The organism is Paenibacillus sp. 01T442, assembly GCF_056398345.1.
This window is the reverse complement of record NZ_JBFTPF010000008.1, coordinates 49,437-66,271: the sequence shown is the minus strand read 5'-3', so window position 1 is coordinate 66,271 and position 16,835 is coordinate 49,437. Positions and strand designations below refer to the sequence as shown.

Annotated in this window: 15 protein-coding genes; all 15 read left to right on the top strand. The window is 47.1% G+C overall.

Features of this window, described 5'->3' with window-relative positions; all coding sequences use genetic code 11:
* The first annotated feature begins 191 nt into the window (after window positions 1-191).
* On the top strand, window positions 192-2,207 hold the full coding sequence (gene fliD / locus AC1DLM_RS09735; RefSeq protein WP_477569849.1) for a flagellar filament capping protein FliD: 2,016 nt from the start codon (window positions 192-194) through the stop codon (window positions 2,205-2,207).
* A 77-nt stretch (window positions 2,208-2,284) separates the two neighbouring features.
* Window positions 2,285-2,647, top strand: coding sequence for a flagellar protein FlaG (locus tag AC1DLM_RS09730; RefSeq protein WP_477569900.1), 363 nt, complete (start codon window positions 2,285-2,287; stop codon window positions 2,645-2,647).
* 35 nt (window positions 2,648-2,682) lie between these two features.
* A complete protein-coding gene (gene fliS, locus AC1DLM_RS09725; protein WP_441990872.1) occupies window positions 2,683-3,066 on the top strand; it encodes a flagellar export chaperone FliS in 384 nt (127 codons plus the stop codon).
* Window positions 3,059-3,388, top strand: coding sequence for a flagellar protein FliT (gene fliT / locus AC1DLM_RS09720; protein ID WP_477569848.1), 330 nt, complete (start codon window positions 3,059-3,061; stop codon window positions 3,386-3,388). Before fliS ends, fliT begins: the two co-directional genes overlap by 8 nt.
* A gap of 411 nt (window positions 3,389-3,799) precedes the next feature.
* The gene (locus AC1DLM_RS09715) at window positions 3,800-3,997 is read left to right on the top strand and encodes a cold shock domain-containing protein (protein WP_028556842.1); all 198 of its coding nucleotides are present in this window, start codon (window positions 3,800-3,802) and stop codon (window positions 3,995-3,997) included.
* 170 nt (window positions 3,998-4,167) lie between these two features.
* Window positions 4,168-4,716, top strand: a complete 549-nt coding sequence (gene hpf / locus AC1DLM_RS09710) for a ribosome hibernation-promoting factor, HPF/YfiA family (protein ID WP_441990870.1) — start codon at window positions 4,168-4,170, stop codon at window positions 4,714-4,716.
* Between the two features lie 286 nt (window positions 4,717-5,002).
* The gene (secA, locus tag AC1DLM_RS09705; protein WP_477569847.1) at window positions 5,003-7,522 is read left to right on the top strand and encodes a preprotein translocase subunit SecA; all 2,520 of its coding nucleotides are present in this window, start codon (window positions 5,003-5,005) and stop codon (window positions 7,520-7,522) included.
* Between the two features lie 54 nt (window positions 7,523-7,576).
* Window positions 7,577-8,690 (top strand): peptide chain release factor 2 gene (gene prfB, locus AC1DLM_RS09700; protein WP_477569846.1). Its coding sequence is split into 2 segments (ribosomal slippage): window positions 7,577-7,648 and window positions 7,650-8,690, totalling 1,113 coding nucleotides; the frame shifts between segments, so codons are not numbered across the junction.
* A gap of 130 nt (window positions 8,691-8,820) precedes the next feature.
* Window positions 8,821-9,690, top strand: coding sequence for a YitT family protein (locus tag AC1DLM_RS09695; protein WP_477569845.1), 870 nt, complete (start codon window positions 8,821-8,823; stop codon window positions 9,688-9,690).
* Between the two features lie 444 nt (window positions 9,691-10,134).
* Window positions 10,135-11,184: an N-acetyl-gamma-glutamyl-phosphate reductase gene (gene argC / locus AC1DLM_RS09690; RefSeq protein ID WP_477569844.1), complete on the top strand. Its 1,050-nt coding sequence runs from the start codon at window positions 10,135-10,137 to the stop codon at window positions 11,182-11,184.
* A 31-nt stretch (window positions 11,185-11,215) separates the two neighbouring features.
* Entirely contained in the window at window positions 11,216-12,442 is a 1,227-nt protein-coding gene (gene argJ, locus AC1DLM_RS09685; RefSeq protein WP_236290380.1) for a bifunctional glutamate N-acetyltransferase/amino-acid acetyltransferase ArgJ, read from the top strand.
* A gap of 74 nt (window positions 12,443-12,516) precedes the next feature.
* Complete coding sequence (gene argB, locus AC1DLM_RS09680; RefSeq protein ID WP_441990907.1) at window positions 12,517-13,287, top strand: acetylglutamate kinase; 771 nt, start codon at window positions 12,517-12,519, stop codon at window positions 13,285-13,287.
* A gap of 55 nt (window positions 13,288-13,342) precedes the next feature.
* On the top strand, window positions 13,343-14,539 hold the full coding sequence (locus AC1DLM_RS09675) for an acetylornithine transaminase (protein WP_441990865.1): 1,197 nt from the start codon (window positions 13,343-13,345) through the stop codon (window positions 14,537-14,539).
* Window positions 14,540-14,569: 30 nt separating this feature from the next.
* Entirely contained in the window at window positions 14,570-15,529 is a 960-nt protein-coding gene (argF, locus tag AC1DLM_RS09670; RefSeq protein WP_441990864.1) for an ornithine carbamoyltransferase, read from the top strand.
* Between the two features lie 39 nt (window positions 15,530-15,568).
* Window positions 15,569-16,807, top strand: a complete 1,239-nt coding sequence (locus AC1DLM_RS09665) for an argininosuccinate synthase (RefSeq protein ID WP_441990863.1) — start codon at window positions 15,569-15,571, stop codon at window positions 16,805-16,807.
* The last annotated feature ends 28 nt before the right edge of the window (window positions 16,808-16,835 follow it).

Here is a 16,835-nt window from a genome sequence, read left to right as displayed (position 1 = left end):
GTATTAAGTTTAACTACGAAGTAGACCGTGACCTTAGCTAGCTCGGTCTATTTCTATTTGTTGTAGTAGCTAATGATTAGAGTTAATAATTTTGATGAAGGGATTCAGAAAAGTGATGCTAATACCGATATAAAGAGTAGAGAATACTTTCCGGGATATTGTTAATAAATTTAATGTTAAGTGGAGGAATCATGATGACATCGGTCACTCGAATCAGTGGAATGGCCTCAGGTCTGGACACAGATGCGCTGGTAAAAAAGATGATGGCGGCTGAAAGTATCAAATTAAACAAAATGAAGCAAACTCAGCAAAAGTATACCTGGCAAAGTGATGGCTACCGTCAGTKGAATTCAGACTTATTTGCGTTTAGGAGTAACACGTTATTTAATATGAAGCTATCGAGCAACTACAACACTTATTCGACAACTCCCTCTAGTCCTGATTCGATGAGTGGTGTATCATCAGCCGATGCTGTTGTGGGAACATATAGTTATCAGATTTCAAATCTTGCCCAATCGGCAACGATGAAGTCCAATATCGATATTGATCAGACTGCTGAATTGGGGAGTGCGACGGAGTTAACTATAACAACCAAAGATCAGACGGGTGCTTCCTATACGACGAAGGTCAGCATTGCTGCCAAGGATAAGATAGCTGATGTGATTGCTAAATTAAACGCGGCTAAAGATACTACAACTGGTAAACCGGAATCTGGAAAGAGCATGGGTCTCAAAGCGATCTATGATTCCACTCTCAAACAGTTTATTTTGAAAACAAAAGATACTGGAGCGAACACACAAATCTCAATTTCAGCAACAAATACCGATACTACCGACACTACGCCTAATACATTCCTGGATACAACACTCGGTTTTAGCAGCTCCGCAGATACTGACTTTGCTAATGGATTTAACGGAGGCTCTGGGTCCTATACGACAGCTCAAAAAACAAGTGCAACTCGTGTGCCAGACACTAATGCGACTAACTATGTAGCTGGTTCAGCAAATATGTTTAATATGAGTGCTACTGATGCTACAAAGAATGCCAGTATTACAGTTGACGGCACAAACTTCGATATTGCTTTAGCTTTGCAAAAAAACTGGTCTGGTAAGACACTTACTGATGTGGTTGCCGAATTAAAGAAAGTAACCTCTGGCACTAGTAAACTATCTGATTTGCTTGATATTACGACAAACGGTACAGATATTAGTTTCAAGACTAAATCGGCGGGTCCTTCGAGCTCTATTGAGATTGATGTAGGTGATGGTACAATGGCTGACGAAGTAGCAAATCTTTTCTCGCTCATAAATGTATCCGCAGCGACCGCATTGGGGAAAATCGTTGGCAAGGGTAGTTCTGATTCAACGAATCAAAATATTGCACAAGACGCTAAGATTAAGTTTAACGGTACGGACGTAACCTCAGCATCTAATAATGTAAAAATTATGGGTGTCAATTACACACTAAAAAATGTTACGACAACTGCCCAGACGGTGACTGTTGCAAGTGATATAGATGCTGAGATTAAAAATATTAAAGATTTCGTAACTAAATATAATGAGATGTTGGATAAACTCAATAAAGCGATTAATGAGACTGTCTATAAGGACTATCTGCCCTTGACCGATGAGCAAAGGGAAGCCATGTCAGAAACACAGGTAACAGCATGGGAAACGAAGGCTAAGAGCGGATTGTTTCATAATGACAGTAGCTTAAAAGAATTGATTAATAGTATGCGAAATCATATCACATCTAAGGTGGATAATGGGAGCAGTTACAACTCTCTTTCCTCAATCGGTATCGCTTCTCAAAATTATACGGATAAAGGAAAGCTGTATATTGATGAAACGAAGTTACGAGCGGCGATTGTGGCTGATCCAGAGGCAGTTAAAAACCTATTTTCACAAACCTCCAGTGATACAACGACAGATGCGAAAAAAGGGTTGGTAGTTCGTTTGTATGATGATTTCCAAACAGCATTTACTAAAATTAAAGATAAAGCGGGGAGTGCTGGAAATACTCAGTTTGATCAAAGTGTGATCGGAAAGTTGATGAGCAAGACATATAAGGACATTAATACCGAGACAGATCGACTTAGCAAGAAAGAAACTAATTTTTACAAAAAATTTACTGCTATGGAAACAGCGATGAATAACTATAATTCGCAAAGCTCTTACCTTTCACAATCTCTATCAAGTGGTAGTTAATCATTTCCTATAAATAATATGTAACTGTTCACCGATATTAGTAATAACTATTATTTTAGGAGGTCCTTGCTTTGAGTATGAACCCATCGATTGGAAATGTTCCAAAGTCTAGCGTTAACGTAGCTCCTGCAGCACCTAAAGTTTCGAGCAATGACGGCATTCAAAGTGTTCATGATTTGAAGCAAGCTCAAGCACAAGGTCAGAATATCCCTATTAGTGAGCAACAACTTGTAAAGGCTATTGAACGTGCAATTAAAGCCGTAGAAGGTACTTCTACAACGCTTGATTTTTCAATTCACGAACAGACAAAGCATATTATTGTTAGAGTATTAGACAAAAGCAATGGTGAACTTATTCGAGAAATCCCGAATGAGAAATCGCTTGATTTTCTAGCTAGGGTATGGGAAATGGCTGGAGTTATGGTAGATGAGCGTAGATAATAAAGAAACAAGACAAAACTTTAKGGGGCATTCTCATGATTTCGGCGCAGCAGAATAAGTATATGCAAAATTCAATTCAAACAGCGAGCCCAGCTCAGCTGCTCATCATGTTATCAGATGGTGCTATCCGATATTGTAAGCAAGCCATTGAGGCACTCTCGCAGAAGAATTACCAAGATGCTAATAACTATCTGATGAGAGTACAAGACATCATCCAAGAGTTTATTATCACTTTAGATAAGAAAGCTCCTGTGGCTGACGAGTTGCTACGCCTATATGATTATTTCCTCTTCCGCCTAGTCGAAGCGAATACGAAGAAGCAGGTGGAATCCGCGGAGGAAGTATTAGGGTATCTAGTAGAGTTGAAAGAAACGTGGGTTCAGGCAGCCAAGCTTTCTTTGGCGTCGAAAAATGGATAAGCTACTTCAAACGTTACAGCGGATAACGCATGAAATCATCATAGAGCTGGATCAGATGGAGTATGAGCAGTTAGCTAGCTTTGTTGAGGACAGACAACTCATTATTGATGAATTACAATCGATGAATCAGCGTTATACTGATCAGCAAAAGTTGGTGATTCAAGTCATTCTCCAACATGATGAGGCGATCGTAAGGCGCATGCAGCAATTAAGAGATGAAGCGAAGATCGGCATCGATAAAATAGAACGGGCCCGTGTGCATAACAATGCGTATGAGCAACCCTATGCACAGGAAAGTTACTTCTTCGACAAGAAGAAATAGTCTATCCACACCAACCTTTTGCCGCGGCAGGAGGTTTTTTCTTTTATCCCCTGTTTTCCTCATACCCCTACAGTATTCCGTGGATAAACAATCCGATCTGACCCCACGATGTGAATAAACGGACCGTTTTAGCGCGAGTTATCCATAATTCTCTCCATTCTATCTGTGGATAATGTGCATAAACTTGTGAATAACTTTGTTAATAACATGTAAAGAAGCCCGCCATGACAGGATTCTACAAATTCTGCAGTTATCCACGGGATGTAAATACTCGAATTTTCTAAATATTCAATCTTATTAAAAGTTATAAATTGACAGGTCAAGCAGATAGATGGTATAGTCAAAATGTAAGGGTTTTCATTTCTCGCTCTTATCATTTATATTTTTTAAAACGAAAGGATTGTGTACGATATGCAAGGTAAAGTGAAATGGTTTAACGCAGAAAAAGGCTATGGGTTCATTGAGCGCGAAGATGGTGGGGATGTATTCGTTCATTTCTCCGCGATTCAGTCCGAAGGGTTCAAAACGCTAGACGAAGGTCAAGCTGTTGAGTTTGATATCGTAGAAGGCGCGCGCGGACCACAAGCTGCAAACGTAAGCAGACTATAATTATTTGGCACGTATTGTGCCATCGCATACAACGATGAACAAATCACCCTGGGGACATACTCTGGGGTGTTTTTTATATTTTGGCTAGAAAGTTTAGCTCGGAATTTAAAGGAATTATGAAGTTGGAGTGGAATGTAGTATAATGTAAGAAGGAAGGGAGATGTTTAACTATGGAAATTAGCATTCGCGGAGAACACCTTGAAGTTACTGAAGCCCTCGGAGACTATGTCGACAAGAAGTTGAATAGACTAGAGAGGTATTTTGAAGCTCCCCTTACATCTGATGTACAAGTAAAGCTAAGCGTGGTTAAAGGTCTTCAGACCATCGAAGTAAGCATCCCGTTAACAGGTGTGTTACTACGAGCAGAAGAACGCAACACCGACATGTACGCATCCATTGATCTGGTTGTGGACAAATTAGAACGTCAAATTCGTAAGCACAAGACTAAGACGAATCGTAAAATTCGCCAAGATGGCGGCAAGCGTGATCTGTTCAAGGCAGAAGTCGCGGCAGCTTCCTACATGGAAGAAGAAGAGGACTTCGAACTCGTGCGCAACAAACGCTTCAATTTGAAGCCGATGGACGTGGAAGAAGCGATTCTCCAAATGAATATGGTGGGTCATAACTTCTTTGTATTCTCGAACATGGAGACAGACACAGTCAATGTGGTCTACAAACGAGACGACGGTAAGTACGGTTTAATCGAACCGGCGATGTAATGCATAAACAAATGGCCTAATACATTTAATCAACATTCCTATACAAAATGATCAAGTGAGCTTAATTCGATATCATCGGATTAAGCTCTTTCCTTTAGCGATGAAGTCATAATCTTTGCTATGCATGTTAGCGGCATCTCCATTTCATACTAAGAAATACGAAAAGCATGGTTTTTAAGTCCTATTTCTATAGGTTTTAGAAGGAAGAGAATGCTCGTTTGTTGCGGCAGGACTGTCATAAGTGGTACAATTTAAGGATACGAACGCAAGGGAAAGGGGTTCACCGATGCTAGGACTAGTGAAGAAAATTTTTGGTGATTCCAATGAACGGGAGATTAAACGGATGCTCAAAGCCGTTGACTACATCAACGAGCTTGAAGCCAGCATTAAACCGCTGACCGATGAACAGTTAAAAGGGAAAACAATCGAGTTCAGAGAACGTCTTGAGAAAGGCGAAGAAATCGATGATTTATTGCCTGAAGCTTTTGCAGTAGTTAGAGAAGCAGGTATCCGTGTACTAGGAAAACGTCATTATGACGTTCAACTTATCGGGGGTATGGTGTTGCACGAAGGCCGTATCGCGGAGATGAGAACAGGGGAAGGGAAAACGTTAGTTGGAACACTTCCTGTTTATTTGAATGCTTTGCTTGGTAAAGGCGTACACGTTGTTACCGTCAATGACTATTTGGCACAACGGGATAGCGCCGAAATGGGCCAAATCTACGAGTTCCTCGGCTTAACCGTTGGGGTTAACTTGCATGACTTGTCTCATGAAGAGAAGCAAGCAGCTTATGCTTGTGATATTACGTATGGCACGAATAACGAATACGGGTTTGACTACCTGCGTGACAACATGGTGCTGTACAAAGAGCAGATGGTTCAACGTCCGCTGTACTATGCGGTTATCGATGAGGTGGATTCCATTCTAGTCGATGAAGCGAGAACACCATTGATTATTTCTGGACAAGCTGCGAAATCAACAGATATGTACTTTACGGCGGACCGTTTTGTATCGACGCTGAAAGAAGAAGAAGACTACACGATCGATATCAAAGTGCGTGCTGTCGCGTTAACGGAAGAAGGCGTGGCGAAAGGTGAACGAGCTTTCGGTATTGAGAACTTATTTGATCATCAAAACGTAAACATCAACCACCACATCACACAAGCGCTCAAAGCTCGTTTCATTATGAAACGTGACGTGGACTACGTTGTTCAAGAAGAAGAAGTTATGATCGTTGATGAATTTACAGGCCGTATCATGACTGGCCGTCGCTATAGTGATGGGTTGCACCAAGCCATTGAGGCGAAAGAGCAGCTGAAAGTTCAGAATGAGAGCATGACACTCGCTACGATTACGTTCCAGAACTATTTCCGTATGTACCGCAAGCTAGCGGGAATGACGGGAACGGCGAAGACGGAAGAAGAAGAGTTGAAGAAAATTTACGGCCTTGAAGTTATTATCGTTCCGACGAACCGTCCAATGATTCGTAAGGATCTACCGGACGTGGTGTATAAGTCAGAGAACGGTAAGTTCAGAGCTGTTGTTGAGCAAATTCTAGAGCGTCATAAGCTGAATCAGCCAGTACTTGTGGGTACAGTATCCATTGAGAACTCAGAGAAGCTTTCCGAGATGCTGAAGAAGAAAGGCGTTCAACATAAAGTATTGAATGCCAAGTATCATGCGGAAGAAGCGGAAATCGTTTCACGTGCAGGTCAACCAGGTTCCGTTACGATTGCAACGAACATGGCGGGTCGTGGTACTGACATTGTGCTTGGTCAAGGCGTACATGATGCTGGCGGTTTGCATATCATAGGTACTGAACGTCACGAGAGCAGACGGATTGATAATCAGCTGCGTGGACGCGCAGGACGTCAGGGTGACCCTGGATCCTCACAATTCTACCTTTCTCTTGAAGATGAGTTGATGAAACGATTCGGCGCTGAAAATATTATGGCGATGATGGATCGTCTCGGGATGGAAGAAGATCAACCAATTGAGAGCAAATTGATCTCCCGTGCCGTGGAATCCGCGCAAAAGCGCGTTGAGGGTAACAACTTCGACGTACGTAAAGTCGTCCTTCAATATGACGATGTCATGAATCAACAACGTGAGATTATATATAAACAGCGCCGCGAGCTGCTGGAGTCTGAAAATATCCGCGAGGTAATTGAGGGTATGATCAGTGCCGTGATCGAGCGTATCGTGAAAGCCCACTGTCCAGAGGAGCAAATTCCGGAAGAGTGGGAACTGCAAGAAGTTGCGAACTTTGTGAATAACAACTTGCTGCACGATGATGCACAAATTACCGATCAAACCATGTGGGGTAAAGAGCAAGATGAGATCATCGAGCTGATCAAAGATCTTGTGAGCAAACGGTATGATGAGCGTGAAACGGAAATTGGCGCAGAATTCATGCGTGAATTTGAAAAAGTCGTAGCGCTTCGTGCAGTAGATAGCAAATGGATGGATCACATCGATGCGATGGATCAGCTGCGCCAAGGTATTCACTTACGTGCATACGGCGGTACAGATCCACTTCGTGAGTACCAATTCGAAGGCTTCGAGATGTTCCAAGAGATGATCGACAACATTCGTGAAGAAGTCGCCATGTACATCATGAAAGCACACGTACAGAGCAACCTGGAGCGCCAAGCGGTAGCAGAAGGTCAGGCTGTTGATACGAAGAATGAAGCCGGCGGCAAGAAACCACTAGTACGCGGTGAAGAGCAGCGTATTGGACGCAACGACCCATGCCCATGCGGCAGCGGCAAGAAGTTCAAGCAGTGCCACGGGCAAGGCATGTAAGCAACTAAACCACTTGTCTAGGTACATGCAAGCAGAATAAACGAGGTGTACGACATGCTAGAACCAGAAGTAAAACAAGACTTAAGAGAAACAGCGAAGCGACTAACCGAATTACGGGGGTCTCTTTGACTTAGATCATAAGCTAGAAGCTATTGGGGATTTTGAGGAAAAAATGGGCGCTCCAGACTTCTGGGACGATAATGAACGTGCCCAGAAGACGATCGCTGAGCTCAACGTGATCAAGAGTGTCGTGGAGGAGTTTCAAGGCTTCACGAACGCGTTCGAGGATATTCAGGTGATGGTTGAGCTCGAGGAAGAAGAGAGCGATGCGGGTCTTGTCAAAGACATTGAAACCGGCATCGCGGCGCTCGTTAAGAAGCTCGAATCCTTCGAGCTTGGTTTGCTGCTCAATCAGCCGTACGACCGGCTGAATGCGATTCTAGAGCTGCATCCAGGCGCCGGCGGCACCGAGTCGCAGGACTGGGCAGAGATGCTGCTGCGGATGTACCGCCGCTGGGCGGAGAAGCGGGGCTACAAAGTCGAGGTACTCGACTATTTGCCCGGCGACGAAGCCGGCGTGAAGAGTGTCACGCTGCAGATCACAGGCTTCAATGCCTACGGCTACTTGAAGGCAGAGAAGGGCGTGCACCGGCTCGTCCGGATCTCGCCGTTCGACGCCTCTGGCCGTCGTCATACCTCGTTCGCATCGTGTGACGTGATGCCAGAGATCGAAGACGACACCGACGTGGGTGAGATCCGCTCCGAGGATCTCAAGATCGATACGTACCGCGCAAGCGGCGCCGGCGGTCAGCACATCAACACCACGGACTCGGCTGTGCGGATTACGCACATTCCGACTGGTGTTGTGGTGAGCTGTCAGCAAGAGCGCTCGCAGATCAAGAACCGCGAGAAAGCGATGAAGATGCTTCGCTCCAAGCTCTATGAGCGGAAGATCGAAGAGCAATTGAAGCACCTAGCCGAGATTCGCGGCGAGCAGTCGGATATTGCGTGGGGAAGTCAGATTCGCTCCTACGTTTTTCATCCGTACAGCATGGTGAAGGACCACAGAACCTTCGCAGAGACGGGCAACGTTGGAGCCGTCATGGACGGGGATCTCGATACCTTCATTGACGCGTATCTGCGTCATCAAATACGGAAGCCAGAGTAATTCCTTCCACAAACAAGCCATGCGAAAGCAAGCTGATTTGCCGGGCTGTGCATGGTTCACGTCATAAACGTTGATCCTACACCTAATAGGTGTAGGATTTTTCATGTAAACGAACAAAGGAGGGCCACGCGTGTCCAGAAGAGAACCACGAATCACAATAGGAAGTCCCACGCATACCCTTTTCGAATATATATTACTAGTCGTCGGTTCGTTAATTATGGCAGCGAGCTTTAACAGCTTTCTGAACCCGAACCAAATCGCGACAGGCGGGGTCTCGGGGATTTCGACCATTTTGCAGAAAGTCACCCAAATAAACCCGGCGTACACACAGTGGGCGCTCAATATTCCGATTTTACTGTTAGCCCTCTGGCTGCTCGGGAAGAAATTCGGCATTAAAGCCATCGTAGGATCGGTTATTTTCCCATTCTGCGTACTCATCACCAGTCACTTAGGCGTACCTACACATAATCCATTGCTAGCTGCTGTATATGGAGGCATCGGCGTGGGGTTGGGTCTGGGCATCGTATTTAAAGGGCGTGGCTCCACAGGTGGACTGGGGTTGGCAGCCCAATTATTACATAAGTACTCCGGCTTAAGCCTCGGCTTTTCGGTTGCGATATTCGATGGACTCGTTATTATCAGCTCTGCCTTGGTGTTCACCCCAGAGAATGCGCTGTATGGGATGATCGGATTATTCGTTACGACCAAAACGATTGATATCGTGCAGCTCGGCTTTAACTATGCCAAAGTGGCCTTTATAATCTCGGATCATACGGATGCCATAAGGAAGGCGATTTTGTACGATCTGGATCGCGGGTTAACCGAACTCAGCGGATCGGGTGGATTTACGGGTGAATCGCGGACGGTCATGATGGTGGTCGTGAAACAGAATGAAGTCAGTCGGTTAAAAACACTGGTGCAATCCGTGGATCCACAGGCTTTTGTGATTTTGAGTGAAACGAATGAAGTGTTGGGAGAAGGGTTTAAGCGCCACGCATAGTGGAGGGCCGTCAGGAGAAATATGCCTGATGGTCTTTTTTTGTGGATAACTTGTTGGCAAATTGTGCGTAATTACCTAACTTATACACAATGCCTGTGTATAAATGTGCATAACTCTAGGGTAACTAACATAATTTGCCTTCTGACTATAGACTTTGTGATAATGAATAGGGCTGAATGAATTAGCAAGCACTAAGACGATGTCGGTATTTGTGATATTTTTATGCACGACTTGCGAAAATTGATGCATAATGTGCATATGACTCGATATAGTCAGACTATTCAGTTAACTAAAATCAATTCGATTTTACAGGATAAAAGCCTTGAAATACCTTGCTGAACAGCGTTTTTGGCCAAAGCCAGAGCGCAAAAATATTCATTGAATTATTATGTATACGAATGTATAATAATACATATATTTTCGGAACATCGGGAGGTCATGGGAATGAGTCAGAGCATTAGAGCGGCTATTATTGGAGCAACAGGATATGGTGGTGCGGAATTGATTCGTCTTTTGCAGGCGCATCCACTTGTGCATATTACATCCGTGATTTCAACTTCGAATGCAGGAGCGCCTTTGGCGGAGCATTTTCCACATTTGCAGGAAGTGGTCGTGGATATCCTCGATGTCCTTGATGTTGAGTTGATCGCTGGCAAAGCAGACGTTGTGTTTCTAGCTACTCCGGCAGGTGTGAGCGCGGGGCTTTCGCCTAAACTGGTCGAAGCGGGCCTGAAGGTGATTGACATTTCGGGGGATTTGAGACTGAAGTCCGCTAGCGATTATGAAAAATGGTACAAAAAGCCGGCGGCTTCTGAAGAAGCGTTGGCACGTTCGATCTACGGTCTATCCGAAGTGTTCGGGGACGAAGTGAAGGGCAGCGATCTGATCGCTAACCCTGGGTGTTACCCAACAGCGACGCTGCTAGGACTTATTCCTGCGGTTGAAGCAGGATGGATTGATCCGTCCACGATTATTATTGATGCGAAATCCGGTGTATCCGGTGCGGGTCGCGGTTTGAGCCTGGGCGCACACTATTCCGAAGTAAATGAGAACTTATCGGCTTACAAAATAAATAAGCACCAACACATCCCGGAAATTGAGCAAGCGCTGAGCCGCATTGCAGGGAAACCGGTTGTGACGACGTTCACGACGCACCTTGTGCCAATGACACGGGGGATTATGGCGACGATGTATGCCACACTGACAGGTGAACATACAGCTGAAGAGTTCATCGAAAAGTACCGTCAGTACTATGAAGGCCGCAAATTCGTAAGGATTCGCCCGCTTGGGAAGTATCCTTCAACGAAGGAAGTTATGGGCTCCAATTACTGCGATATCGGCTTCGCTGTGGATGAGCGTACAGGGCGTGTAACGATCGTGTCGGTTATCGACAATGTGGTTAAGGGCGCCGCAGGTCAAGCGATTCAGAATTTAAATATTATGCAAGGCTGGGACGAAACGACAGGGTTGTTGTTCGCACCGGTATATCCATAACTAGAAGATGAGGATAGGTGAGTAGACGACCATGTCGGACCAAGTTAGCTTCACTGTCGTGCCAGAGGGCACTGTAACAACACCGAAGGGCTTTCGTGCAGGCGGCCTGCACTGCGGATTGAAGAAGACGGAGCGCTATGATCTTGGCGCGATCCTCTGTGATGTACCAGCTTCAGCGGCAGGCGTTTATACGCTGAACGCGTTCCAAGCGGCACCGCTGCGCGTGACGCAAGAAAGCATCGCCCACAGCGGCAAGCTGCAGGCGATGATCGTGAACAGCGGCAACGCCAACGCGTGCACTGGCCAGCAAGGCGAAGACGACGCTCGCGCGATGCGCGCGGCAAGTGCGAAGGCACTTGGCGTGGCGGAGCACCACGTCGGCGTGACGAGCACGGGCGTTATCGGCGAGCTTCTGCCGATGGGCAAAGTGCTGAGCGGCATCGAGCAGCTGCCAGCGAAGCTGAAGTTAGACGGCGGCGAAGACTTCTGCCAGTCGATCCTAACGACGGATCTCGTGCAGAAGATGACGTGCGTCCGTGTTGTGGTTGGCGGCAAAGAGGTTCACATTGCCGGCGCAGCTAAGGGTTCGGGGATGATTCACCCGAACATGGCGACGATGCTCGGTTTCATGACAACCGACGTCGCGATTGAGAGCGAATACCTGCAGCTGTTGCTAAGCAGGATTACAGATAACACGTTCAACATGATCACTGTTGACGGAGATACAAGCACCAACGACATGGTCGTGGTGATGGCAAGCGGGCTTGCCGGCGGCGACTCCCTGCATCCGGGGCACCCGGATTGGGAAGCTTTCGCGGCAGGGTTCCAATACGTTGGCGAATACCTCGCCAAAGCGATTGCACGTGATGGCGAGGGCGCGACGAAGCTGATCGAAACGACAGTGATCGGCGCTGAGAGTGACGATGCGGCTCGTAAGATCGTGAAGTCGATCATCGGATCGAGCCTCGTGAAATCCGCCGTATATGGCGCTGATGCGAACTGGGGCCGGATCATTGCGGCTGTAGGTTACTCGGGTCAGCCGGTGAACGTGAACACGGTCGATATTCGCTTAGGCGATATCGCAGTGTTGGAACAGTCGCGTCCCGTGAAGTTCGACGAGGAAGCGGCGCTGGTTTATTTGAAAACAGATACGATTCAAATTCATGTGAATTTACATATGGGCGAAGGCAAAGCAACGGGCTGGGGCTGCGACTTGACCTATGATTATGTCCGCATTAATGCGGCTTATCGGACGTAAGCAAATGCTTACGAAGCTAGTTTTGCTACGCAAAACTTTTAGGGGGAAGAGCAGTGAAGAACAATTGCTTTGTGATGAAATGCGGAGGCAGCACGCTTGCGGCGTTGCCTAGTAGTTTTTTTGAAGACATGCGTCAGCTTCAGGAAGAAGGAATCGTTACAGTCATCGTGCATGGCGGCGGTCCTGCGATTTCGGATACGTTAGGCAAGTTGGGCATCGAGTCAGGTTTCGTGAACGGTCTGCGGGTAACTTCTGAAGCCGTGCTGGACGTAGTGGAAATGGTGCTTTCAGGCCAGATTAACAAAGAAATCGTACGCCGTATTCAGTTAACGGGCGCGAAGGCGCTTGGGTTGTCCGGTGTGGATGGACATTTGATCGAAGCAAAGCCCGTTGCTAACAGCCATGAAGTTGGTCTTGTAGGCGATGTAACTAGGGTGAATGCTGAGCTGATTCAAGGCATCGTCGGCATGGGCTACATTCCGGTTATTGCACCGGTAGGGCTGGGCGCAGATGGCGGACAGCGGTATAACATCAACGCCGATACGGCGGCTGGTGCTGTCGCTTCTCACCTTGGCGTGGAGCAGATGGTTGTTGTGACCGATGTTCCCGGCATTATGAAAGTCGTGGATGGCGAGAAGCAAGTGCTTCCTGTTGTCAGCGTAGCGCAGATTGAAGAGATGATCACAAGTGGCGACATCTATGGCGGCATGATCCCGAAGGTTCGTGCAGCAATTGCTTGTATACAAGGGCAAGTGCAAGAAGTGGTTATCGTGAACGGTTCGGAACCGAACGTACTTAGCAAAGTTTTGAAGGGCGAAGGCATCGGCACGCGCATTGTACGGTAATTTGAAAAGCTTACGAAGCTAGTTTTCTAACGAAAACTTTTAGGAGGGAATGTACATGACAGAACAAGGGAAAAGCTCGTTATTTCCAACCTACGCCAGATATCCGATTACGCTAGTGAAAGGTGAAGGCAGCCGACTGTGGGATGACACAGGGAAGGAATACATCGACATGATGAGCGGGATTGCCGTTGCCGCTCTTGGGCATGCACCGCAGGGCGTGAAGGAGAAATTGATCGAGCAGCTGGATCAGCTTTGGCATGTGGGTAATTTATTTCATATTCCGAATCAGGAAAAATTGGCTGGTTTATTGACGGACAACAGTTGTGCGGATGCTGTGTTTTTCTGTTCCACAGGAGCGGAAGCGAACGAGGCAGCGATCAAAATCGCGCGTCGCTACTCCCAAAAAGTGCTGAACAACGGTAAGTACGAGATCATCACGTTCAACATGTCCTTCCATGGGCGTACGATAGCTACATTAACAGCGACAGGTCAGGACAAAGTAAAGGAAGGCTTCCTTCCGCTTCCAGAAGGCTTTGTGTATGCCGATTATAACGATATCGAGTCTGTTCGCAACCTTGTGAACGACCGTACGTGTGCGGTTATGCTTGAGTTCGTACAAGGTGAAGGCGGCGTGTTGCCGGCGGATCCGACATTTGTGAAGCAGCTTGCTGAGCTTTGTAAGGAACATAATCTACTTCTGATCGCGGATGAAATTCAGACAGGTGTAGGTCGTACGGGTAAGCTTTTTGCCTATGAACATTATGGTGTAGAGCCGGATATTTTCACATTGGCCAAAGGTCTTGGCGGTGGATTCCCGATTGGTGCGATGCTAGCTAAAGGGCACTTGGCAGAAGCGTTTAGCGCAGGCAGTCACGGTTCCACGTTCGGTGGGACTCCGATTGCAACAGCAGCGGCTCATGCAACATTAAGTACGATTATCGACAATCAGTTGCCGGAGCGTGCAGCAGAGTTAGGCGCGTATACGGTGAAGACGTTAGAGAGCAAGCTGGCGGGTAATCCGTTGGTCAAAAGCATCCGTGGCATTGGCCTTCTCATTGGTATTGAATGTGCACAGCCAAGTGCCGAAATCATCAGCGAAATCCACAAACAAGGCGTGTTGGTCATTCCAGCAGGACCTAACGTGATTCGTTTGGTGCCGGCGTTAACGATACCGCAAGAAGATTTGGATCAAGCGTTAGAAGTCGTGTGCGGTGTCCTCTCCCAGAAGGCATCGACCATTAGCGGCGTCTAACCGAAGTTTACAGTAGAGAGGTTGGATCACATGAATAGCATGGTCAAGGAAGAAATGGCTGCCCAGTTGAAGGGCAAGGATTTTCTTGCATTGGTTGATTATACAGCGGAAGAAATCGAATATTTGATTCACTATGCCATTGAGCTGAAGCGCAAGCAGAAGGCAAGAGAGCCTCATGCGGTACTAGCGGGTAAAACGCTGGGCATGATTTTTGAGAAATCCTCCACGCGTACGCGTGTTTCCTTTGAAGTGGGGATGTACCAATTGGGAGGCCAAGCGCTTTTCCTGAGCAAAAATGATTTGCAGCTAGGCCGCGGAGAGACGGTATGGGATACCGCTCAAACCCTGTCCCGTTACTTAGACGGAATTATGATTCGTACTTACGAGCACCGCAAGGTGATCGATTTGGCACGCGGCGCGACAGTGCCTGTCATTAACGGCTTAACGGATCATGCACACCCTTGCCAAGTTATGGCCGATTATCAGACCGTTTTGGAGAAAAAAGGCCGCTTGAAAGGCATTAAAGTCGCCTATATCGGCGATGGCAACAACATGGTCCACTCCTTGATGATGGGAGCTAGTAAGCTTGGGATGGATTTCGCGATTGCTTCGCCAGAGGGCTATGAGGCTGGGAAAGAAGTGATTCGTCAATCCAAGGAAAATGCCGCTGAAACAGGTGGAAGTCTGCTTGTTACGCGCGATCCGCGTGAAGCGATTGAAAATGCCGACATCATCTATACGGATGTATGGGCGAGCATGGGCCAAGAAGATGAGCAAAAAGAGCGCGAAATCGCGTTCAAAAACTATCAAGTCAATGAAGCTTTGGTGAAATATGCGAAGCAGGATTACCTGTTCATGCACTGCTTGCCTGCACACCGCGGGGAAGAAGTGAGCGAAGGCGTCATCGACGGCGCGCATTCCATTATTTTCGACCAAGCAGAGAATCGTCTTCATGCGCAAAAGGCCATCATGGCCGCGACAATGATATAAATTTCAAATGAGAGTGTAGAAACGGAGCGAAGAGTAGACATGGCTAAGGAAAAAATCGTACTCGCTTATTCAGGCGGGTTGGATACATCAGTTATCCTCAAATGGTTAAAAGAAACTTACGACGCAGAAATCATTGCTTTCACAGCGGATATTGGGCAAAAAGATGAGCTTGACGGTTTGGAAGAAAAAGCACTTGCAACCGGCGCATCCAAAATCTACATCGACGACCTTCGCGCTGAGTTCGCGAAAGATTTCATCAACCCGATGTTCCAGGCGGCTGCTCTTTACGAGGGGCAATACCTGCTTGGCACGAGCATTGCGCGTCCTTTGATCGCGAAGCGTATGGTTGAGATCGCTCGCGCTGAAGGCGCAACAGCGATTGCTCACGGAGCAACCGGTAAAGGGAACGACCAAGTACGTTTCGAGCTTACAGCAGCAGCGCTAGCGCCTGAGCTGTCCGTGATCGCGCCTTGGCGTTTGGAAGAATTCCGCGAGCAGTTCCCAGGTCGCGCAGAGATGATCGCTTACGCGGAGAAGCACAACATTCCGGTAACAGCATCCGCAGCGAAACCGTACTCAACAGATCGTAACTTGCTGCACATCTCCTTCGAGAGCGGCATGTTGGAAGATCCTTGGTTCGATGCAGCAGCTGACGACAACAAAGGCATGTACGTGCTCAGCGTTGCACCAGAAGATGCACCAGATCAAGCGGAGTACATCGAGCTTGAGTTTGCTGCTGGTGATTGCGTAGCGATCAACGGAGCGAAGCTTACGCCACTTCAAGTGATGGAAACGTTGAACGGAATCGGCGGCAAACACGGGATTGGCCGTGTGGACATGGTTGAGAACCGTTTCGTCGGCATGAAGAGCCGTGGCGTATATGAGACGCCGGGCGGTACCATTCTTTTCACCGCTCACCGTAAAATGGAATCTCTCACGATGGATCGCGATGTTATGCACCTTCGTGATTCCTTAATCTCGAAATATGCATCCCTTGTCTACAATGGCTTCTGGTTCGCTCCTGAGCGTTTGGCGATTCAAGCGCTTGTGTCCGAGAGCCAAAAGAACGTATCTGGTACGGTTCGTTTGAAACTGTACAAAGGCAACGTGATAGGCGCTGGCGTGAAAAGTCCAGTATCCCTATACAATCCGGATATCGCGACAATGGAAGCTGATCCAACGAAGGCTTACGATCAAGGCGATGCAACAGGATTTATCCGCTTGAATGCACTGCGCTTGAAAGTAGGTTCCGGCGTGGAACAAAACGCGAAGAAGTAAAATTTCAATAGCCTCAGCCGTGGGCTTT